Annotated in this window: 15 protein-coding genes and 3 pseudogenes; 10 read left to right on the top strand and 8 right to left on the bottom strand. The window is 38.6% G+C overall.

Translation table 11 applies throughout. From position 1 onward, the window contains the following. Both ACFE90_RS20245 and ACFE90_RS20240 read left to right on the top strand, forming a co-directional pair. A pseudogene (locus ACFE90_RS20245) lies at positions 1 to 872 on the top strand (hypothetical protein); the annotation flags it as partial. Between the two features lie 116 nt (positions 873 to 988). After that, positions 989 to 3,634 (top strand): CHAT domain-containing protein, encoded by a 2,646-nt coding sequence (locus ACFE90_RS20240; RefSeq protein ID WP_375503638.1) that lies wholly within the window; start codon positions 989 to 991, stop codon positions 3,632 to 3,634. A gap of 666 nt (positions 3,635 to 4,300) precedes the next feature. Here the strand turns inward: ACFE90_RS20240 and ACFE90_RS20235 are convergent. The 3 genes and pseudogenes from ACFE90_RS20235 to ACFE90_RS20225 all read right to left on the bottom strand — a co-directional run. Next, positions 4,301 to 5,356 (bottom strand): transposase, encoded by a 1,056-nt coding sequence (locus ACFE90_RS20235; protein ID WP_375503642.1) that lies wholly within the window; start codon positions 5,354 to 5,356, stop codon positions 4,301 to 4,303. A 105-nt stretch (positions 5,357 to 5,461) separates the two neighbouring features. Further along, positions 5,462 to 6,343, bottom strand: coding sequence for an alpha/beta fold hydrolase (locus tag ACFE90_RS20230; protein ID WP_375503636.1), 882 nt, complete (start codon positions 6,341 to 6,343; stop codon positions 5,462 to 5,464). A gap of 248 nt (positions 6,344 to 6,591) precedes the next feature. Next, positions 6,592 to 7,073: pseudogene (locus ACFE90_RS20225) on the bottom strand (ISKra4 family transposase); the annotation flags it as partial. Between the two features lie 215 nt (positions 7,074 to 7,288). On the opposite strand from ACFE90_RS20225, the gene ACFE90_RS20220 reads away from it, so the two are divergent. Then, positions 7,289 to 7,936 carry a CatB-related O-acetyltransferase gene (locus ACFE90_RS20220; RefSeq protein ID WP_375503634.1) on the top strand — a complete coding sequence of 216 codons (648 nt, stop codon included), beginning with the start codon at positions 7,289 to 7,291 and terminating at the stop codon, positions 7,934 to 7,936. 966 nt (positions 7,937 to 8,902) lie between these two features. Here the strand turns inward: ACFE90_RS20220 and ACFE90_RS20215 are convergent. Next, a complete protein-coding gene (locus ACFE90_RS20215) occupies positions 8,903 to 9,676 on the bottom strand; it encodes a DUF928 domain-containing protein (protein ID WP_375503632.1) in 774 nt (257 codons plus the stop codon). A gap of 961 nt (positions 9,677 to 10,637) precedes the next feature. Here ACFE90_RS20215 and ACFE90_RS20210 point away from each other — a divergent pair. From ACFE90_RS20210 to ACFE90_RS20195, 4 genes are all read left to right on the top strand, one after another. After that, entirely contained in the window at positions 10,638 to 12,110 is a 1,473-nt protein-coding gene (locus ACFE90_RS20210; RefSeq protein WP_375503630.1) for a sigma-70 family RNA polymerase sigma factor, read from the top strand. Between the two features lie 19 nt (positions 12,111 to 12,129). Continuing rightward, complete coding sequence (locus ACFE90_RS20205) at positions 12,130 to 13,368, top strand: DUF1822 family protein (RefSeq protein ID WP_375503628.1); 1,239 nt, start codon at positions 12,130 to 12,132, stop codon at positions 13,366 to 13,368. Positions 13,369 to 13,373: 5 nt separating this feature from the next. Further along, positions 13,374 to 15,722, top strand: coding sequence for a CHASE2 domain-containing protein (locus ACFE90_RS20200; RefSeq protein WP_375503626.1), 2,349 nt, complete (start codon positions 13,374 to 13,376; stop codon positions 15,720 to 15,722). Positions 15,723 to 15,805: 83 nt separating this feature from the next. Continuing rightward, on the top strand, positions 15,806 to 16,417 hold the full coding sequence (locus ACFE90_RS20195; RefSeq protein WP_375503640.1) for a restriction endonuclease: 612 nt from the start codon (positions 15,806 to 15,808) through the stop codon (positions 16,415 to 16,417). Between the two features lie 95 nt (positions 16,418 to 16,512). Here the strand turns inward: ACFE90_RS20195 and ACFE90_RS20190 are convergent, their stop codons facing one another. The 3 genes from ACFE90_RS20190 to ACFE90_RS20180 form a co-directional block, all read right to left on the bottom strand. Next, positions 16,513 to 17,316 carry an oxidoreductase gene (locus ACFE90_RS20190; protein ID WP_375503624.1) on the bottom strand — a complete coding sequence of 268 codons (804 nt, stop codon included), beginning with the start codon at positions 17,314 to 17,316 and terminating at the stop codon, positions 16,513 to 16,515. Between the two features lie 171 nt (positions 17,317 to 17,487). Continuing rightward, a complete protein-coding gene (locus ACFE90_RS20185; protein WP_375503622.1) occupies positions 17,488 to 17,733 on the bottom strand; it encodes a hypothetical protein in 246 nt (81 codons plus the stop codon). Positions 17,734 to 17,821: 88 nt separating this feature from the next. Further along, entirely contained in the window at positions 17,822 to 19,372 is a 1,551-nt protein-coding gene (locus ACFE90_RS20180; protein WP_375503620.1) for an FAD-binding domain-containing protein, read from the bottom strand. Between the two features lie 570 nt (positions 19,373 to 19,942). On the opposite strand from ACFE90_RS20180, the gene ACFE90_RS20175 reads away from it, so the two are divergent. Further along, positions 19,943 to 20,098: a CopG family transcriptional regulator gene (locus ACFE90_RS20175; protein WP_375503618.1), complete on the top strand. Its 156-nt coding sequence runs from the start codon at positions 19,943 to 19,945 to the stop codon at positions 20,096 to 20,098. Positions 20,099 to 20,419: 321 nt separating this feature from the next. Beyond that, entirely contained in the window at positions 20,420 to 20,845 is a 426-nt protein-coding gene (locus ACFE90_RS20170; protein WP_375503616.1) for a hypothetical protein, read from the top strand. Between the two features lie 24 nt (positions 20,846 to 20,869). Here ACFE90_RS20170 and ACFE90_RS20165 read toward each other — a convergent pair. Beyond that, a pseudogene (locus ACFE90_RS20165) lies at positions 20,870 to 21,230 on the bottom strand (transposase); the annotation flags it as partial. 284 nt (positions 21,231 to 21,514) lie between these two features. On the opposite strand from ACFE90_RS20165, the gene ACFE90_RS20160 reads away from it, so the two are divergent. Further along, positions 21,515 to 22,423, top strand: a 909-nt coding sequence (locus tag ACFE90_RS20160; RefSeq protein ID WP_375503614.1) for a tetratricopeptide repeat protein, incomplete at its 3' end; no start/stop codon positions are given.

Raw genomic sequence — 22,423 nt, 5'->3', positions numbered from 1 at the left:
CAGTTCAAGCTAACGATATAGGGAATGCTGGCTCATTGTTTGTAGAAGCTAACTCTATCGGTCTGGACAACAACGCCAAAATCAGTGCTGACACTACAGGAGGCGGTGGCGATATTTTCCTAGATACACCCTTGTTGACCTTACGCGATCGCAGTTCTATCACTACCAATGCCACTGGCGCAAATATTCCTGGAGGTAATATCACCATCAATGCAGCAAATGGTTTCATCATTGCTGTTCCTCAAGAGAATAGTGATATTAGTGCCAATTCTTTAGACTTTCGTGGTGGTCGAGTCGCAATCAACGCTCAAAGCATTTTTGGGATGCAGTATCGCAGTAATATACAAACTCCACAAAGTGATATCACTGCTACAGGGGCAAGTCCACAGTTCAATGGTTCAGTGCAAATTAATACACCAGATGTAGATATCAGTTCGGGATTAGTACAATTACCTGCCGATTTTGTAGATCGGTCTGGTTTGATTGCTCAAGGTTGTCCTGCAAATAAAGGCAATTCATTTACCATCGTCGGACGCGGCGGTTTGCCACCTCTACCAACCCAAGCGCTTCGCACTAATCAAACTGCAACTGTTAATTGGGTGACATTGAATCCTGAAGAACAAAAAAGTACAAATGTAGGGGAGAATTCATACATTAGGAGGAGTAAAAGCCCTAAATTAGAAGTTCCGCAAATTAGTTCAACGATTGTGGAAGCTACTGGCTGGGTAATTAATAAGTCTGGTGAAGTCGAGTTAACAGCCTTTGCAGCTATACCTACTTATAGCAATACTTTTAATTCTGCGATCGCCCTTGGCGGGGCTTTGCCCATCGCAGCTTGCCCATCACAAGCCACTGCTATTCAAAGTCAATGACAAAAAAAAGATTTCGATTTTTCCTTATAGTACAGTGCTTTATCAAAAATCTTATCCTGACTTGCAAAAGTCGCTTTTATTTTAAGAAGTGGTTAAGAAGAATTACAATAGCTGTTTTGGCTGCCTTGTTAAGCGTTTCGGGAGTTTCAGTTCCTGCTTTCTCTGAATTGACTCATCAACCAAATGCTCAACAATTGGTTGAACAAGGTCGAAAACTCTACGAAACTGGAGAGTTATCTGACGCAGTAATAGTTTTGCAACAAGCAACAGATGCTTTTAATCTGCAAAAAGACGAATTAGGAAAAGCGATCGCCTTAAGCAATCTTTCGTTAGTCTTTAAGCAACTTGGACAGTGGAAAAAAGCAGAAGCTGCGATTACACAAAGCCTCAACCTCTTAAAAAACTCACAACTCAAAACTCAGAACTTTAGATTAATCTTGGCACAAACCTTAGATATTCAAGGAAATCTGCAATTAGAACTAGGCAGAACTGAACAAGCTTTAGACTCATGGAAGCAATCTGCTAATACATATACTCAAACAGGTGATGAAGTTGGGATAATCCGCAGTTTGATTAACCAAAGCATGGCACAGCAAGCTTTGGGGTTTTACCGTCAAGCTCGCACAACCTTAGAAGAATTACAACCCCGTCTGAAACAACAACCGGACTCGCTTGTTAAAGCGACTGCCTTACGTAGCTTCGGTGATGTTCTGCAACTAGTTGGGGATTTAAAATCATCTTTCAAAGTTTTACAACAAAGCCGAGACATCGCCAAAAAATTACAATCTCCTTCAGAAATCAGTGCTACGTTGCTGAGTTTAGGTAATACCACCTTGGCTCTAGGTAACGGACAAACTTCGCAGCAAGACAGCACTAGTTTTGCAAACTATACTCCGTTGCATTGTGTAAACAGACCTGTCTCTACAGAATCTGTCAAATTTTACCAACAAGCAGCGCAATTCTATGAAGAAGCTGTCACCACAGCAACCTCACCACTTTTGGAAATTCAAGCCCAACTCAATCATTTAAGTGTATTGTTGAACCTTCAGCAATGGTCACAAGCCAAGCAATTATCTTCCCAAATTCAGCTAAAGCTGACCAAAATACCGCCAAGCCACCCAGCAAATTATGCCCAAATTCATTTTGCTCAGAACTTAGTATGCTTGAAACAAGCTACTAATGCAGATACTCCTTCATGGAAAGAAGTTGCTGAAATTTTAGCAACATCTGTACAGCAAGCTCAAAGTATGGACGATGAACGTTCGGTTGCTTATGCTTTAGGTGCATTAGGTGGATTATATCTAGAAAATCAAGACTTATTTAATGCTCAAAAACTAACGGGACAAGCTTTAATCCTAGCCCAAGCAATAAAAGCCGGGGATATAGCTTATTTATGGCAATGGCAACTAGGATATATACTGAAAATAAAAGGAGATGTGACTGGAGCGATCGCTAACTACACTGAAGCAGTAAATACTCTTAAATATCTCCACAATGACTTAATTGCTCTCAATCCAGATATACAATTTTCCTTTCGGGATAATATAGAACCAGTTTACCGACAATTAATTGATTTACTTTTACAACCTTCATCTACAGTAAGCACAAAAGAAAGCATTAGTCAAAAAAATTTAAAGCAAGCTCGTGGCATACTTGAAACACTGCAACTAGCTGAACTAGAAAACTTCTTTCGAGAAGCTTGTTTAAAAGCCGCACCCGAACAAATTGATGAAGTGGTTGATAAAACGGATGCCACAGCAGTAATTTATCCCATTATTTTAGCAGACCATTTAGATGTTATTCTCAAGTTACCAAATCAAGCGGAATTAGCTCATTATACAATTAATAAAAAACAAACAGAAATTAAAAGTATTTTAGAAAAGTTACAACTATATTTAAGACAACCAGACAGAGTAAACGATGTTAATAAGTTGTCTCAACAGGTTTATAGCTGGCTAATTCAACCGTTAGAATCTGAATTAACAAGAAAGAATATAAAAACGCTAGTATTTGTACTAGATGGTGAATTACGAAATATTCCAATGGCAGTTTTGTACGATCAAAAACATCAACAATATTTAATTCAAAAATATGCTATATCCTTAGCTCCCGGTTTACAATTAATTGAACCAAAATCTTTACAAAAAGTCCAATTGAATGGATTAATTGCTGGAGTAAGTGAGCAACGCCAAATTGAAGGACGTTCATTTAGTCCACTCAAAAATGTAGAAGTTGAGTTAAGACAAATCCGTTCAGCTATACCTAAAAACGCAGAATTATTTAATCAGACCTTTACTAAAACAAACTTAGAGAATCAAATTAAAAAAATACCATATACAGTAGTTCATATAGCAACTCATGGCGAGTTTAGTTCTAATCCAGATAAAACATTTATCTTAACTTGGGAGCAGCTCTTAAAAGTCAAGGATTTTGATAATTTAATTCGACTCAGTGGACAAAGAGAATCTAACGCTATTGAATTACTTGTCCTCAGTGCTTGTGAAACCGCTCAAGGAGACAACCGAGCTACTTTAGGACTTGCTGGCATAGCAGTACGTGCAGGCGCTCGTAGTACGCTGGCAACTTTGTGGACGGTAGACGATAAGTCTACTGCTGAATTTATGAGTCAGTTTTATCAAGAGTTAGAAAATAACAAAGTAACTAAAGCTGAAGCTCTCCGTCGCGCTCAACTTAAGCTGTTGACTGATTACGAAATTCCCTATTTCTGGGCACCATATATCTTAGTTGGAAATTGGCTTTAAAAACAGAACTCAACCTGAGTTCGACGTAAAAAAAGGACTGAATACTAAACAGATAAACTTTCTAGGAATACAGGGTTGTAGGGCTTAATGTGAATAAGATTTAATAAATGATCTGGAGGCGTGAATGGTGCTGAAATGGAGTAAAAAGAATTTGTGAAATATTCATTTTTGGAGATATATAATCACAATTTGTGTGCGAAGATCGATGCTGGAGAGCTACTCTGCCAAGGGCGATTGTAACCAATAAAATTGATTCTGGGAAGGGGAGCATCCCAATTTGGCAAAAATAAAAGAAGAAATATTATTCGCCATATGAACTCGCGAATAATATTGGGGGTTCAATCCTGCGTCTCTTCTAACTCCTGCTCAGTTCCGGAACTGATATCTAGCAAGCAATCATCCAGGGTATGGATTACTTTCTGTATCTCATCAAATATACTGCGTCTCATTACCGACATAACAGCATCAATATTAATACTCGTACCAGCTTTACCCAAATGCTTGTATTTACTTAATTTCTCAGATGTAGCACATTGAAAGGATACGGTCGGCGCTTGTAACTTATAGTACCAAGCTAATTTTTACGGAAGAAAAAGTCTGAAAACTGGACGGAGTAGAGCTTATAGCAATACACGTCCATTTCATGTAATATCAATAAGCTAGAACTTACGCATTGACAGAAAATGCACTATGTGTATTCAAGCCCAGCTTCTGTTGTAGATGTTTCAAAATGAAATTACGAGCCACTTGAAGAGATAAATTTCTTTGAAGTTCATACCAATTTTCAATTAACTCTTCCGCTCGCATCAACTCAAGTTGCGTAAAGGCGCGAATAGCACTAAAAAAATGAGTTTTGATAGCTTCAGTTGTTCTTACCATAAACCGCTCAATACCACAAAACTGTTTGATTGCTCTGTGGTAACATTCGATTCCCCAATGAATTGAATGTAATACTTGAAATTCTGTCCTAGTAATTTGATTAAGTGCATCTTCTTCGGTCAAAAATATGATGTAGTATCTTTTCTCTTCGTTTTTGAATGTTTTTTGAAATACTTTCACGCTGCCAAAACTTTTTAAATGCACAATTAAGCCTTCATCAGGTATTTCTAAATTTTGAACTTGGGTGTAATCTCGACCATTAATAGAACATGAACGATTTTTAGCTATGCCCATTAAAAACCCTAATCGTTTATTTTTTAAGAACTTTAAGTTTTCTCTGCTGGCATACCAGGCATTTGTTGTTACCATTTGCGGCTGTAATCCCCAAGTCAAAATTTCGGTTATTATTTCTCTCAAATAATCATTTTTCGTCTTACCATCCTGTTTGTTATATATGCGATAGTTGACAGGTACAGACTTACCTGAGTCTTCTGTGTAGTACAACGTAATTAGCTGGACTCCTTTGACTACACGATGATGCTTACCTGACCAAAAGTACCCGATTAATTCTATTAAAGATGGGTCACTATAAGGCTTATCGATAACTCTATCATCCCCACTTAAAGTTCCTCCTATCAAATTGATGTGCGGCTGGACTTCATCAAATAAATCTTTGGGTTCGTAGCGTTCCCTTAAGAGAAAACGATTGACACTATCATGAGACAAATCCTCTAAAATTTCTGCTAGGCGTGTACAGCCTGGATACTTCGATTCTGCTAATAGGAACAGAGTGTAAGTATCAAGGGCACACTTTGCTGTGGATGGCTTACTAATAGCTCTGATAGTCCAAACCCTAAATCTACCCAACATTAGGTATTATCTGCCATTTTATTGCCCCTACTGATTCGCGATGGCGCTTGCGCCCGCCGTAGGCGATCGCATCTTAAATTAGGTGAGGGCGAGCACGGCGTCAGCGAAGGACTTCGGGGACTCCTGCGGGAAATTGTGTCCGATACCGGCGACGATCCGACGCTCGTAGAAGCTTGTGAAATGGAGTGCAGCGCTGTCATCAACCTGTGGCGGGTCAACGCCATCATCCCCGCCCTGCAACACGATGCTGGGCACAGCGATGTCGGGCTGGGCCGCCAGACGGGTCTCGATTGTATCCAGTTCCGGATCACCGGAGATGCCGCCTAAGCGATGGCGGTATGAGTGGATGACGATGTCCACGAAGTCGGGATTTTCAAAGCTTGCAGCAGTCCGAGCAAATGTCGCGTCATCGAAGCTCCATGTCGGTGACCAGAGTCGCCAGAGCAGACGGCACAACTCGCGCCGATTGAGCGTGAGACCGGCGCGTCCTCGTTCTAAATGGAAATAATATTGATACCAATTGCGATACTCTTTCTCAGGTGCGACTGGGTTGCCTGCCTGGGAAATGTTCTGAATGTTGTAGCCTGCACCGCAGCTCACCACGCCCTTCGCCCGCTCTGGCCAGAGCGCAGCCACGATGCAGGCAGCCCTGCCGCCCCAATCAAAGCCGGCGAGCACGGCGCTTGGAATTGCTAAGGCGTCCATCAGAGCAAGGAGGTCAGCGCCCAATGCCGCCTGCTGCCCGGAACGAGGCGTTTTTGCTGCTCTGAAGGTCGTGGAACCGTATCCACGAAGATAAGGGACGATGCAGCGCATTCCAGCCGCACTAAGCCGTATTGATACGGCGTCGTAAGTATGCACATCGTACGGGAAGCCATGCAGCAGGATGACGGGCGTACCATCCGTCGGTCCAACCTCCCTATAGGCGACGTTCAAAACACCAGCGGCAATATGTTTCATGCGTTCCCCCTCCGACACCAAAAGCCTGCGATAGCCCTTTTATTGTAAGTTCGACATTGACAATTTCAACTGCAAGTTGGATTTTAGCGAGAACTACTGTCTACCAGTGAGCGAAAACGTAACAAAAAATTTAATTTGTGCTTGAGCAAAGTCATGACAATAATTATTTATTTTCATCAATCATCTTATATAAACTTTAAGGATTACTACACAGGGAGTTTTTATTTTAACCCGGTTTATTTTATGTTTTAAGAATTTACAGCTAGTTGTCCATTCAAATAGGCACAGCGTAATTGCAGCATTTGTGGTAAGTTTTCATATTTCCACTGTGCGCCTACAATTTGCATTCGTTTGTCGATTTGTTTGACAGCAGACTCCACAGCCCTGAACCAATGGAGCTTAACTGCTCTGCTTGAAAATACATATAGTTGACCAAGCGATATCTGTGTTTATGTAGATAAGCTGTAAATTGGGTCGCTCCTACATACTTGCTTTTTCTCAGTTTTGTAATTGCTGATTCGACTTGTCCGTGCCAAAGGAAGGATTCAATTTGTAATAAAAACTGTTTTTTCGCTTGGATTTTGTAGAGGTTTTCTTTCAGGTGATACCAGTCTAAAATTTCTTGCCGACTCTCTGGGTTAGCGATCGCACTATACAATTTCCAAATTCCATCGTGACCATCTCCTAAGCAGTAAAGTGTGTTTGCAAGTTTCTGGCTGTTGACCCAATCAGTCGTGTTTAGTATAAAAGTTTTTAAAATTTCTATACGATTGACATTAAGATGGAAAGCTGTGTATTGCTATAAAATTTATCCTATCTAGTTTTCAGTCTTTTTTTACGTCGAACTCAAGTAAGAGCCTCTATTTCCACTATTGTAAGGATCTCAGCCCTATGCCATTATGAATGAAGCAAATTGATTAGACTTTTGAAGTGTAGATATTTTTTATGCCTATGCTTGAATACGCTTCTCCTCCTATTTGGCTAAATGCTCACATTCAAGACCCGCGTATCAAAGTTGGAGATTACACCTATTTTGATCGGCGCATCAGTTTGGGAATATTTACCCCCACAGACCGGATTGAGATCGGAAAGTTTTGTTCCCTAGCCAGGGATGTCATCATTTTTGGTGGAGGAAACCATGTTATGACAAGAGTAACGACATTTCCTTTCAAGTGGTTATCTGCACACACTTCTTTTGAAGAAAGTCACACCGATGCAAGTTCTAAGGGGGTAACGATTATTGGTCATGATGTTTGGATTGGGTACGGGGCAACGATTTTATCAGGGGTAAAAATTGGCAACGGTGCAGTTGTGGGCGCACAAGCTGTTGTTACTTCCGATGTTCCTGCGTATGCAATTGTGGTCGGTAATCCAGCTAAGATAATTCGGTATCGCTTTGAGCCTAAGACCGTAGAACGTTTGCTAGAACTATCTTGGTGGGATTGGGAGTTAGCGAAGATTTCAGCTAATTTAGATTTGCTATATACCAACCCGGATGAATGGCTACCAGAGATCCAGTTGAAACAGCCACAAGCAGATGTATTGAAATTGATTGATCCAACCCAAATGAATAGCTACCAGAGATCCAGTTGAAACAGCCATAAGCAGATGTATTGAAATTAATTGATCTAGATTTAAGAAGAAAGAACGTGTTGAAGCTTTCAAAAAACCAACAGAGCAATACAGATATTTAGAATATGACTTGCATACTTTTGCATTACTTTACCACCTCGTTAATGCGTAAGTCCTATGCTCGATAAAAATTATTTATTTTCCAAAACTGATAGTAACCTCATTTATGAAGCCATTCAAAGATTGAGCCATATGTCTAGGCTCAATGTTCAAACTATAGGACTCCTATTTGATTTTTTATGTTTGAGAATTTTTTTAGCTATTTCAATTGCTTGACTATAACTCGGTATGGGTTTTGTAACAAAATCATATTTTAATTCTCGACTCTCTTGATTAGAATGTATGATTATTTCATGATTCTCTAATTCTGATTTCGCGATATTTTCAGATTTAGGAAAATTAAATTGAATCACACAATCATTATTTAGAATTTTTGATTATGTGTCTAATTCAATCATTTCATCATAATCAAGTCTATGAGCTAGTTCCATTACTTGTGTGGCGATTAATTTTGGCACACCGATTTTAACTGTGTCTTTATTATTCCAAGTTGCCATCACCAGAATGAATTCATCACAAATTCATTTTACCGCTTTGAATGCCTAAATATGCATCAACACATATCTTCTCATTTATCTAGACTTATTGACATCAAGTGAAATGAGCGTGTGTTGCTTAATCGCTTACTATGTCTAGTTTTCAGACTTTTTCTTATATCGAACTCAGGTAACTCAGAATTCAGAATTCAGAATGTAATCAGTGGGGGGATTTAGACCCACTACTGATTGAAGACCACCAAATCTATGATTTGGTGGGGGACTAAAAAGAGTTTATTCATCTGCGGCTTCCCACAGAATTCAATTCCCAATTCTGACTCCTGACTACTGAATTCTTTTTTGTTAAATAAGTATTTAACCGTACACGATATTACTGTTGAATTTTGACTTCTCCTACAAGAGGTTTTTGGGCTAAATTCTCTAGGTCAACATTTTGCAGTAGGTTAGCCCATTCATTATCTAGAGCGGCATTTTTTGGTTCAGTAAGGCGGAGTTTTGCTAACTCTGTCAGGGCTGAATACCAAATACCATTTTGAGTATATAGTTGAATGCGATCGCCTATTGTCGTAGCTGTTTTTAACTGCCTTTCCAAGTCAGATGTTAAAGCTATACGTTGCACCAATCCGCGTACAAATACTGGATCAAATTGTTGTTGATTACAATAAAGTTTAAAGTACCATTGGTATGTTTTATTAACTTCCAATGGTACGGCGGATGGTAAACGAAAGCTTACAATACCTGGTATCTTAGGAAGTGTAAAAAAAGTCCGGTAGATATCGTTGTTTGCTTCATCTTGCAAGACAAACTCTCCGCTAGATACATCATCATTAAGTTGATAGGGTACAAACACCCAAAAAGTGGGATTCTCTTCAACAACTGAGCCGACTTTTTTTTCAGGTATCAAAGCTGTAAGCGGTACTTCAACAGATGGGCAATTACCACGGCTTCCTGCTCCTCCTCTTTGAGAAGGTCTACCTCTGCTTGAGCCATCTTGTGGTGATTGATTACCACTGCTAGCTGGCTGCTGAGACTTTGCTATCAATATTAAAGGATAACTAGTACAGCTAAACAGTGCCAAAAGTAAAATGATAATAAATTTACTTTGAAAGAGAGAAAAGATTTTCTGTATATTTTTCAGGTTCATAATCATATACAAATTACTCTATATCCTCAAATTATTCGCATTAAATTTTCATAAATGCAAGTATTATAGCAATCCTATTTGACATATGAAAATCGTCAGTCTCAGATCCCCGACTTCTGGTGATAAGTCGGGGAGTTTTGTTTTTCACACCTAACTCATGTTTTCACACTTAACTCATGGCGGCACTACTACGACTATAAATTATTTAAGTAGCAGGATCTATCTTTCCTAGAGTAAGGTTCGATTCATATGATAGTTCCCTAGAAATACCAAGTTCTTATGCGGAACGCATCAGCAATATTTGTTGACGGTTCTTAACATGCTGATATTGATGTACCATTAAAATGCAAGATTTTTCTTGAATAGACATAATACAGTTTTTCCTACATTTTGACTTTCATATCTTGAATGGGTACAACGGAAATCAAGTTATGCATCTGTAAATTATTTTTAAAAAATTGAACTGAAGATTAAGTTTGTTTACTAACCTTTTATATTATTAATGGGGAGAAGAAGAGTTCAATTATGTAGCCACAAAACTACAACCTAAATTTCTCACAGGTGGAATCACACAAGACTTTGATAAAATTAAGCGTTTACTGGATAAGAATGATAATCGTTGTGAGGGGAAAATTAGTCGTAGCCGATAGAGCGGTAGATGCGATCGCCTTCACTTATCCTACTTGATAGCTACGACCTTGGCAGAAAATGGATCAATTTATGCAATTTTCAAATGAAAAGTGCATAAACCGATCTATGTAACACCCATTAGAAGTATAGAGGGATAATAAACAAAGTTAAACTTCTGCTCAAACAGTCAACTGTAATAGTTTGACTTGATATCAGATTGATTTGACCTTTATATACCACTTTAAGGATGAAAAAACAATATACCTAAAGAGTAATTTTGGATATTATTAAAAATCTTTTTAACTGATTTATGTAAAATGCAGTAAAAATCATGAAAAAACGTGAAGGTATCATACAACAATTTTCAACATTCCTCAGCTTGAGAAATGAGAGTAAAACTTTCAATTTTATATGGAAAGCTGATGTAGTCCTAGAACGTCATATAAGTTCTCTAGTGCAGTCAGAACCAGATGGTAAAGAAGAATATTGGGCGCGTTATTTTCTGAAAATTATCAAAGAAATATCACAGGAAGAGTTACTCAAAGTTTGCTTAGAAGTTGAGAAAAAAGAAAAATCTGATGTTTTTAGAGCATCTTCAGAAGAACTCTCAAAGTCTTCTTTAAGAGCAGAAAGACATTTATGTGTATACTTACAAGAAACTTGTCTTTGGGCAGCTAGAAAAAGCTATCAAAGATTTAAATTCATCCAGCATAAATATTCATTAGAAGAATACTTTCAAATAGCTAACTCAGCTATCTATCCTCCAGCTAAACTTCTTAAAAATTTTAATTTAACCTATGCTCAAACCAATATAGAAGGTTATGCTAAAACGGCTGTCATCCGTTTTATTAGCAATACAATTTATCAAAAAGACTTAGAAGGCAAAAGAGAAAAATTTTCTAACTACGGTCTTTTAAAAAATTTGACAAAAAAAGAGATACAAGAAGCTTTAACTATCAAAGGAATAAATCAAAATCGTGTTAACTTATACTGTCTAGCTTGGCAATGTTTAGATCAAATTTATCAACCGAACCAAAAGCAAGGAAACCGTAGTTTAGAAACACCTAGCACAGAATGTTTTCAGAAAATTGCATCATTATATAATGAACGGTGCAACCAACTAGGATTTCTAGAAGCACCAGTTTCAAAAAATAGAATTCAAGAAATATTAGAAATTTGTATCCAAGCAGCTCGTGATTACCGAACAAAGCATTTTCTACCTTTAGAAGATTACAACAACTTAACTGATAGCCAAAATACTGCCTTAGATAATCTTGTTCAAGAAGAAGAATGGCAGCAAGTAAACTCACTTGTTTCAAATTTATTTTCAGCTATCCCAGAGACTGGTCAAATAATGTTAAGACTCTGGCTAGGATTAAACTTAACTCAAACTGAGATGGCAATAGTTTTGAAAAATAAATATTCTGAACTACAAAAACAATATCAAGTAGCTCGACAATTAACAAGATATAATAAAATATTCTTAAAAGACTTTATTAATGAAGCTAAGAAAATTTATCCTGAAATTTGCTTGAATGACGACAAAGATATCGAAAGAATTAAAACATCATTAGATGAATGCTTACAATCACACTGTCAGCAATTATCCAAAAATGTTTTAAATAAAATTACTCAAAAATGGCAGGCTGAAGGTAAAAAAAGTAGTCTAAAATATACATTAAAAGAAGCTTTTATGACTCAAATAGAAATAGATATGAGTTTACCTACAGACTCTTTGGCACCAGTTGGGAAGAAACTAGCTGATTTTGTAGACGAATGGCTAAAAGACAATTTTTTTAATTGAATAACAGGAATTACTAATTATGACAATTAACTTAGATGATTTAACTATAATCTATCCCGAACATTTATGTTTAGATATATCAAACCAAGAACAAGAAATTGCATGGGAGCAAACTAGGCAAGAGCTTTACTCTAACACAGCTGCTCGCTGGAATGCGTACCTAAATCATTTATGTTTAAATACTTTTTTAACTTGGTTGCAAGAAGACTCAGACTTACAAGTAACATCCAAGTTATGCTTTAAAAAAGCTGAACTACCAAGTATCTGGGAAGTAGTAAATGGCTGTGCGTTAACTCTAGATGAGACTCGATTAGTGTTAATTCCTAGCGATAAAAGCTATCTGAGTGAGTTTCGTATTCCTCAAGAATGGATTGATATTCCCAGTTGGACAGCCCATTATTATATAGGGGTGCAGTTAGATTTAGAGGAATGTTGGCTGCGGATATGTGGTTATGCTAACTATCAACAAATCCGGGAGCAAGCTACTTATGATGTAATGGATCGAACTTATTGTTTAGATGCAGAGGATTTGATTGCAGACTTAAATGTAATGTGGGTGGCACAAGAACTTTGTCCTCACAAGGCACCAGAGGTTAAATCTTTACCAACTTTGTCAAAACCACAAGCAGAGCAATTATTAGAACAATTAAATAAGTGGACTTTTTGTTCGCCCAGACTCAACGTCCCCTTTGATATGTGGGGAGCATTGCTGGCGGTGGACGAATTTCGGCAGCATTTTTATCAGCAACGGTTGGAAAAACAAAAAAATAATTTAGTTGAAGCCAGCTATGTGGTTAGCAACTTGAGTTTATGGTTTCAAAATATCTTTAGTGCTGGTTGGCAAAATTTGGATACTTTGTTGACAACACAACAAAATACTTTAGCCGTTCAATTTAGAAGCGATTTTGACTTGAATGAGGGATATGTCAGACGAGCCAAGCTAATTGATTTAGGGATGCAACTTGGAGGTAGTGCAGTTGTTTTATTAATTGGTCTTAAAACAGAGGTCGATGGTAAAATTGGGCTACGCGTACAGTTGCATCCAGCAAATGGAGAAACTTACTTAATACCCAACCTCAAACTAACTTTGCTCTCACAAACAAAGACAATTCTTCAGGAAGTCTCTTCTAGAAGTGACGATCATTATATTCAACTCAAAAAATTTAAATCTTCCCCTGGAATTCGCTTTAGTATACAAGTTACTCTCAATGATGTCAGTATAAAGGAAGATTTTGTACTGGAAGCAGTTGATGATTAATAGCCATGACTAAATTAGTCGTGTTGAACTTAGGAAAGGGTAACTTGAAGCAGGGATTTGCTACTGTTACAGCTCAGTTGTACAACTATAGCAATCCTATACCGATACAATTTACAGGCAGCTTGCCAGCCGCACCAGAACTTATAGAACTCTATAAACGTTGGCAGTTGCTGTATTTGTTGCTGCATGAAGCTCTTTTTCCTGGTCAACGTTGGCAGAGAAATATGGCAAACGATACAGGTATTGAAATTGATACAGAAGATATAACTAATATTTCTTCTGTGGAGTTTAGTAATTTATGTAACAAGTTACAAAATAAAATTAATATTTGGCTAAAATCTGAGCTATTTCGCAATATTGACCAGAAATTACGCACGAAGTTAGATCCGCATGAAGAAATTCGAGTGATTCTGGAAACGGAAGATAACCAAGTTCGTCGGCTACCCTGGCATTTATGGGATTTTTTTGAGGATTATCAAAAGGCAGTATTTGGTCTAAGCGCTCCTGAAGTAGATGAAGTGAAACTATTACACAAATCTCTTAGAGACAAAGTGAGAATATTAGCTATTCTTGGAAATAGTGAAGGAATTGATATTCACCAAGACCGCGCAATACTTGAACAACTACTAGGAACGCAGACTGTTTTTTTGGTCGAGCCACAACGCTCGGAGTTAGATCGATGGTTGTGGGACAAGCAGGGCTGGGATATTCTTTTTTTTGCGGGACATGGTTCGAGTCAAACTGATTATGAAACAGGTGAAATTTATATAAATCAAACTGAGAGCTTAACGATTTCTCAGTTAAAAAATGGTCTGAAAGCAGCAATCGCCAGAGGTTTACAATTGGCAATTTTTAACTGCTGTGATGGACTAGGATTAATACGAGAATTGGCATTGCTGCACATTCCCCAAATGATTGTGATGCGGGAGGTAGTACCAGATCGGGTTGCTCAAGAATTTTTGAAGCACTTTCTAGAAGCTTTTGCGAATGGAGAATCTTGCCATTTGGCGATGCGGGAAGCTACAGAAAAGTTGCAGGGTTTAGAAAGCAGCTTTCCCTGTGCTAGTTGGTTGCCAGTGATTTGTCAAAATCCCACGGCTATGTCGCTGGTGTTGAACAAAGTCGGCTCTAAATCTGCTAGCTTGCACGCTCGACGTAATATTATTAGGACAATTTTCCAAGTCAGTATTGTCACCACTGCTTTGATAATGGGGATGCGCTCCTTTGGCATGTTGCAGTCGTGGGAACTGACGGCTTTTGATACAATGATGCGATCGCGACCTGATGAAGGACAAGATAAACGCATTTTAATAGTTACCGTTACTGAAGCTGATGTGCGATCGCAACCTGCTAATCAAAGAGGTGGAGCTTCACTATCAGACCGCGCCCTAGCTCAAGTTGTAGAAAAATTAGAGCAGTTCCAACCGCGAGTAATTGGCTTAGATATCTATCGGGAGAACGGCGTCAAAGCAGAATATCAGAAATTATCTCAACTAATGCAAAAGAGCGATCGCTTTTTTGCTATATGCAAAGTTAGTGAGGAAAACAAAAACAGTGGTGTTTCACCACCACCTGAAGTTCCCAAGCAAAACTTAGGTTTTAGTGACGTTATACCCGATCCCGATCGCATTGTCCGCCGTCAAATACTAGCTATGGCTCCTGCATCCCCCTGCAACACTGATAAATCTTTTAGCTTTCAATTAGCAAACCGTTATTTGCTGGCTCTTGGTATTCAGTCCAAACTTTCCGCAGAAAAAAACTGGCAGTTTGGTAATGTTGTCTTTAAAAACTTGGAGGAAAACAGCGGCGGCTATCATGGAATCGATAATTTAGGTCATCAAGTACTGCTTAATTATCGCTCTTCCCATCAAGTTGCTACACAAGTAACTCTTACAGACATTTTGAACAATAAACTCACTTCTGATTTAGTGAAGAATCGGATTGTCCTCATTGGTACAAGTGCTGAAAGTTTTCATGATTATTGGTCTACACCCTATAGTGCCAGTCAGTGGCCATACGAGCCAATGCCAGGAGTAATGCTCCAAGCACACATGGTAAGTCAGATTCTTAGTGCCGTTTTAGATAATCGTCCACTGTTGTGGATGTTACCGAAGTGGGGTGAATTCATCTGGGTATGGGCTTGGTCGTTGATTGGCAGTATAATTGTTTCGCAATTTCGATCATGGTTAAGATTGGGATTGGCAGGAGTCATAACTGTTTGCGTTTTATACGGTGTGTCCTTTGGTTTGTTACTCCAAGGAGCCTGGATACCGCTATTGCCCTCAATTTTAGTTTTGATAGCTAGTGGAGTTAGCGTCAAAATTTATACACTTATTTCGATTTATAAACGATAACTCGAGGGGATTCAGGAGCATCCGTGAGAGGTTAAAATAAAGCGCATTTTCTGAAGGGGTGACAAAAAGGCGCTAAACTACCAATAGTAATTGCGGAGCTACGTAGAATATCACCTTACGTTTTTGAAGAGTTGGTACTCACCTGCTGTCAAGAACAGGGTTGGCAAATCCAACGTAACTTTGGATACACTGGCGATGGTATGGTAGATGGTCGTGTATTGATCTTAGGAAAGCTATATGTAATCCAAGTTAAACGCTATAACAATCATATTAATGCAGAGCATATCAAAGACTTTTTATACTGTATTGAGCATGAACAAGCCAGCGGAGGCTTTTTCATGCACACTGGAAAAACTGGAAATTTATTAAAACAGTTGCTGCACGACTCTCATAAAATCATATTGGTGAGTGGGCAGAAACTAGTAAATTTTGTTTTAGATAAGCAGCTAAAGATAATAGGAATAACAATACCAGTTAAATGCTCTGCTATTGCTACATCTTGTTTTACTACTGGCTTAGAAGCTGGAGGACTGATATTTACATTTATCGCCTATTGTCCTTCTACTTTTAAAGAATTCATTAGCAATTCTAAGGCGTTTGACTTCGCTTTAGAAGAGTGGGCTAGCTCCAGTAACTCTGATTTATCTTTGGTATACAACTTCACGTTATGCCTAGCTCGGCTAATTGCCACGTAAAAACTTTCCTGCCCAATAGTGTAATATTAAACACTACACTTGGGCTTACTATCAGGCTATAGAAAGGCAAACCGCTATTAAACGGGATCTGTGATTTATGGCAGGTTCAACCGCTTACGGGCACTAAATCGAAACAAGTTATCTGGCAATATTGCTTTTAAGCGAGGCAACCATTGTGCCTCATTACCAACACGATACCGTAATCGTGGGGAACGGCTACGAGCAGCAAAAACAATTGTCTGTGCAACTTTTTTAGGATCATCACCCTGTGCAATTGCATGACTGACAGTTGAGCGAATCACATCACGTACATTGTCGTAATCAGCATAATTGAAGGTGGGTAGTAGCATGGCATGGTTGAAGTTAGTCTTAAAGTAACCAGGCTCAATTAAAGACACTTTAATATTGAACAGGTCTAGTTCCACGCTCAGTGCTTCGCTATAACCTTCGAGGGCAAACTTACTTGCACTGTAAAAACCTTGACCTGGTGCGCCAATCAATCCCGCTACTGAACTGATATTGATAATATGTCCACTCCGCTGCTGTCTCATAACTGGCAAAACGGCGTTGGTGAGGCGGACAACACCCCAAAAGTTGGTTTCAAAGATTTCCTTAGCTTGTTCTAAAGAAGTTTCTTCCAGCATACTGGCATGAATTTGTCCAGCATTATTAATTAATAAATCAATGCGATTAGTCCGTGTAAGCAACTGTTTGATACATGATTGCACTGAGTCATCAGAGGTAACATCGAGTGTCAACATTTCCACATCAACTGATGCTGGATGTGACTTGCGACTAGTACCGAAGACCCAGTAACCTACAGCAGCAAGCTTTTTAGCAGTCAACTGCCCAAATCCAGATGATGCTCCAGTAACTAGCGCGACCTTTTTGTTAGTCATCTGTTTTCCTTTTTAGAATATAAATACGATTTCATATAACTTTTTATAGCTAAAGAAAGATTTGATTTTTGTATCAATTTTGCTGTTCTGCACTAGCTTAAATGCAGAACAGCAAAATTATCCCTAGCGTAGCTTTTAAAAGATCCTCTTCAACCAAATTAAAATTTCCCATTATTCAAAAAGTGGAAAATATATTGAAATGTTATTTGCGGCTGTTCTATACTTTAGAATGGAACTGTCGAAGCCGTGTAGCAGCAGAATTGGTGTTACCCCACTACCTTTTTTAATATAGGTTGTGAGGATTGGGTGTTGGCTCAGGGAGGTTGCAAGGGAAATTCTCTCAATACTTTGTCCGAAAGCGATCGTCTCTGGGTCTTTGGGTTGATTAACTTGTGATGGCAGAAAATTAGTCAACATTAGAGCAATATAATAAGGCGTTTTGAAAGCGATAGATTATTTAACTGCAATAACAAATTACACATTAATTTCTTCTTGCTTGTCAGCTTTACTCCTGCGACTCAGTAAGCTTTTGTTGATATTCTTTGTACTCTCTGTCTTTATGCTGCCAGTATTTCTCAACTGTTACTTTAGCAGCGTTCGCGTTGTTGTATTCATCTCCACCCTGCCTTAATAATCGCTGTTTTGTTTGCTTCCGTAAGTCAGAAACAACTTTACCATTAACTTTACGCGTCTTTGACCAATCTAGAATCGCTTTAGGATAGCTACTAGCATCAATATATTTCTCCTGCTCAATTTCTGGTAAACTGTAGCTTTGTAGTTCCGGTATCCAGTAGTAAATAAAGTCTCCTTGAGGGTCTTTTTCAGCAATATTCTTTGACGGGTTATAGATGCGGAAAGTATCGCTAAGTGGATTAGTTGCACCAGCCTGCATTTGCCATTGCCAATTATCAATTGCTAAATCTCCATCTACTAAATAGTTCATGTAGTGTTTAGCCCCGTGATGCCATGAAATCCCACAATTGATGGTTAAAAAGGTGGCGCACATTGCTCGCATCCGAAAATTCATCCAGCCCATTGTTTTGAGTTGCCGCATACTGGCATCAACTAATGGAAAACCTGTCATCCCTTCAAGCCATGCCTCGAATAATTCTTGTTTTGCAGGCAGTAATGCTTCTGGTGTATACAAACTATCAAATTCTCGATAGCGGTTTTTATAAGCTATTTCTGGGTAAAAATAAAGGCGCTGTGTAAAACTATCGTGCCAGCGTAGACGGTCACGAAAAGCTTTGAGCGAGAATTCTGCTTTCGGCTGATTTTTTAATTCTTCTGCTTTTGCTTTAGTGCTTTGATAGACAGTACGGATTGAGATAGTTCCAAAAGTTAGATGAGGTGACAAATGTGATGTTGCCCCAAGCTGCGATAACATTGGACGAGAAAGTTTCCAATGGTATCCGTAATATCTTTTTTTGAGAAAGGAGTCCAGTTTAGCTTGTGCTTGTATTTCGCCCCCTGGAAAGTAAACTTTCTCGACTGCCCAAAAACTGTGATACTTCTGTTTAAGTTCTTCAAACGTTAGTTGTGGTAAATTAAAAGTCAGTTGCGGTGTGTTAATAGTTTGAGGTATTGGATGTTGGGGTTGTCTTTGATAGGTATAGTATTCGTTAAACCACTGATTGCGTTGATCTTGTGATTGTAGAAAGTTGTTTAGTCCAATGTGATAATCAAGGTTTAACTGTTTGTAAAAATCAACTATACTTTGATCCCGGCTGATACCATACTCCACCTGCACATCACGGTTAAAGAAAAGCTTGGGGCTATATCCCTGCTCGATTAACTGCTTTGTTAAGCCTTGCAAAATTTCTATAGAATTGCCTTCAAATAGGTATAATTGACTACCTAATTTTTGGAGATTAGAGTTAAGGTTTTCCAAAGACTCAAATAAGAACCGAACTCTGGCAGTTCCGACATCAGCCCAGGTATAAAACCAAGGGTCAATGATGAAGAATGGTTTTACTGCTGCATCGTTAGCAGCTGCTAGTGTAACAATAGAGTTATCAGCTAATCGTAAATCCCGACGAAACCACAGAAGGTGCATAGTTTAACTTACTCTGACTTACAATACATTTGTACCAATAATTTCTTTTGCTGTCGAAGTTGAGTATCTGAGTCTAATTTTTAGTAATTGCACTGAGTTTTGGAAATAAGTAGTTAATGTTAGAAGGCGATGAGCTGCAACAGATTTTGTCCTAAGTGTAAACACCTGTAAGTTTGAATACCTGGTTGATGAAGGGCTAGCGTTCATACTCACCTGATCTTAAAAATAAATTAATGTGAGTTCGACGGCTGTGGCTTAGGCTGCTGATACAGATAAAAGTACTGCCGACACTCACTTTTTCAAGAAATGGTAAAGACTTACTTGAGCAAAGTACCTATTTTGTCTTTAACTATTTTATACTCTGTTAGCACTGGCTTTATAGTTACTACTTTTAAGTAACTTAAACTTCACACTTTAAAATAGACTTTATATCCTGACTATTTTTTCTAAAAAATGTATCAGTTGACTTCACAATGTCTTGAATTAAAAGTCATTGATAATACTCATGTAGTAACAGATTAAGTGATTGATATTAGAGAAGTAATTGAAAAAGCGAACTTGTCTAATATTATGAATAAAAAATGGGCTGCTAAACGACTTACAATAAATCTCACATCAAGTGAGGCAGAGAAGTTGGAAAAATACTGTTCAATTACAGGTAGACCAGCAACCGATGTAATTCGGGAATTAATTCGCTCTCTGACAACTGAAGAAACACAAAACTAATTTCCGGGTTAACTAGCGATCGCTTGGCTTGGATTGGGAATCCTAAAGAAAGTTTTGAGTGATTTTTAGTACAAATGATTTTTAAACTTCCCTTGATTGGCGTTGGTGCTTTGCTTTTAGCTCAAATGTCATTACCCATATTTGCCAATAACCTTCTTACTCAGATTTTTGTATCCCGAAGAATTCACCCGACTTAAATTGCCGAGATATCAGCCAACGAAGATTTAAAGTGCTGCCACTTGACCCTCACGGATTCAACCGAGATGGAGATGGCATCGGGTGTGAGCGGTAAAAAATTATGTTTTAGGTAAATAAACATATATGAAATTTATTAAAAAATTTTTAGCATTATGTTTTCTCTTATTCGGTATTCCATTTTCTGCTGGAATGATTTGGGAAATTATGAATCCCAAAACTGCTCCCCAAGAAAAAGATAATGCTGTGGCTGCTTTAATTATTTTGACTATTCCCTCAACAGTTATGGGGGGCTGGTTGAGTTGGTCATTAGTACAGCAGAATCAAAAAGAACAAGCATTACTAATTGAATCATCACTTCATCAGATTGAATTAGTATTTTTAGAATTAATTGAAAACAACTCGGGAAAAATAACAGTATTACAACTGGCAAGAAATGCCCAAATACCAACTCAGTCGGCTAAGGAATATTTAGATGAGAAAGCTAAGGAACTCAGTGCAGATTTTGAAGTAAATGAGGATGGAAATATTTCGTATCACTTCTTTTTGTGAGACTGTTCTGATTACAGCAGGTTAAACGCAAACAAGCGCCCAGCTAACTGTTAGCACCTTGGGTAGTTTAGGAGATTTAGCTTTCAAAATCCGAAACTCAAAGGAATTAAGAATTTCGATGGCGAGGGCTGAGGGCTGGGTACGGTGTAGATAAGTTAATTGCAGCAGTTCGACAGCAATCACACGTAAAGATTCCAATTAAGGTTTTTATACCATCGGCAGCGAGTCTGTATCGTTCCACCTGACACCCCGACTTCAAAATTTTATGATATTCTTCCACACGCCAACGATATGTATACCAGCGTAAAATCGTAGAAGCTGTTTGGATATCTGCGACAATTTCCGTGGTTAATAACATCCAATCTACGGGTGTTTCATATTCTGGACATTGAAAATTCCACTTTTGGGTTAGCAAAAACTCAGTGAGCTTCTCTTAAGTACTGTTCCACTACTGAAGATTTCCGATAACGCAATGCCTTATCTAAGACTGAGAGCATAGCCTATCGACATTGCACGCTCATTTAATCGGCGGTAAGCGTAGCCATGCCGTCAGGCTTATCGCCTAGTTCAAAGGTTGCAAAATTCCAGTAACACGATTGAGTTACAGTAGTTTATAGTGTGGCTTTTGCAAAGTAATGTTTGTCGCTGTGCAATGCTCTGGAAAAATCAATGGTAAAAGATGCATCTGAACTAGAAATTACTACCGACTCATCAGCAGTGGTAGATGCCATCAATAGCTTTGTTGATCAATTATTGGGTGTTGGTAACGATGCCCAAGTCATTCTCAAAGCAGTTGAGGCAGATCCGGCTTGTGCGATGGCCAATGCTCAAGTTGCCGCCTTTTATTTATTTGCTGGTGGTTCTGTTGCCTTAACCAAGGCCAAATCTCATCTCAAAATGGCAAAATCTGACCTAAAAAGAGCGAACGCTCGCGAAAAACTTTACGTTGCGGCAATTGAAGCATGGGCAAACCGAGACATTGCTCAAGCGATCGCTCATCATGAAGCGATCGCCATTGCCTTTCCCCGCGATTTAGCCTCGGTACATCTGGCGCAATACCACTATCGAAATTTCGGTAATAGTCAAGGAATGCTACTGATTGCTGAAAAAGTTTTCGCTGCCAATCGTGACAACCCTTATATATATGGGATGCTGGCCTTTGGGCTAGAAGAGTGCCATCGTTTAGCACAAGCAGAAGAATATGGAAGAATTGCGATCGCTCTAAAACGAGATAACCGTTGGGCACACCACGCTGTTGCTCATGTATTAGAAACTCAAGGACGTTTAGAAGAGGGAATTAGCTTAATGGAGAATCTGAGCGACACTTGGGAATATAGTAGCTCGGCTTTTTATGGACATCTTTGGTGGCATACATCCTTATATTATTTGGATATTGAGAATTTTGCCAAAGTACTAGAGATATATGACAGGCGCATTTGGGGACGTGCCAAAAAAGACAATGGACGCGAACAGATTAACGCAATTGCCTTGTTGCTACGGCTAGAGTTACGCGGTGTAGATGTCGGTTCGCGGTGGCAGGAACTTGCTGCTTATCTGCAACCACGAATACACGTACAC

Origin of the sequence: uncultured Nostoc sp. (genome assembly GCF_964245445.1) — a bacterium.
Lineage (GTDB): Bacteria > Cyanobacteriota > Cyanobacteriia > Cyanobacteriales > Nostocaceae > Nostoc.
This window is presented reverse-complemented; position numbering and strand designations above follow the sequence as displayed.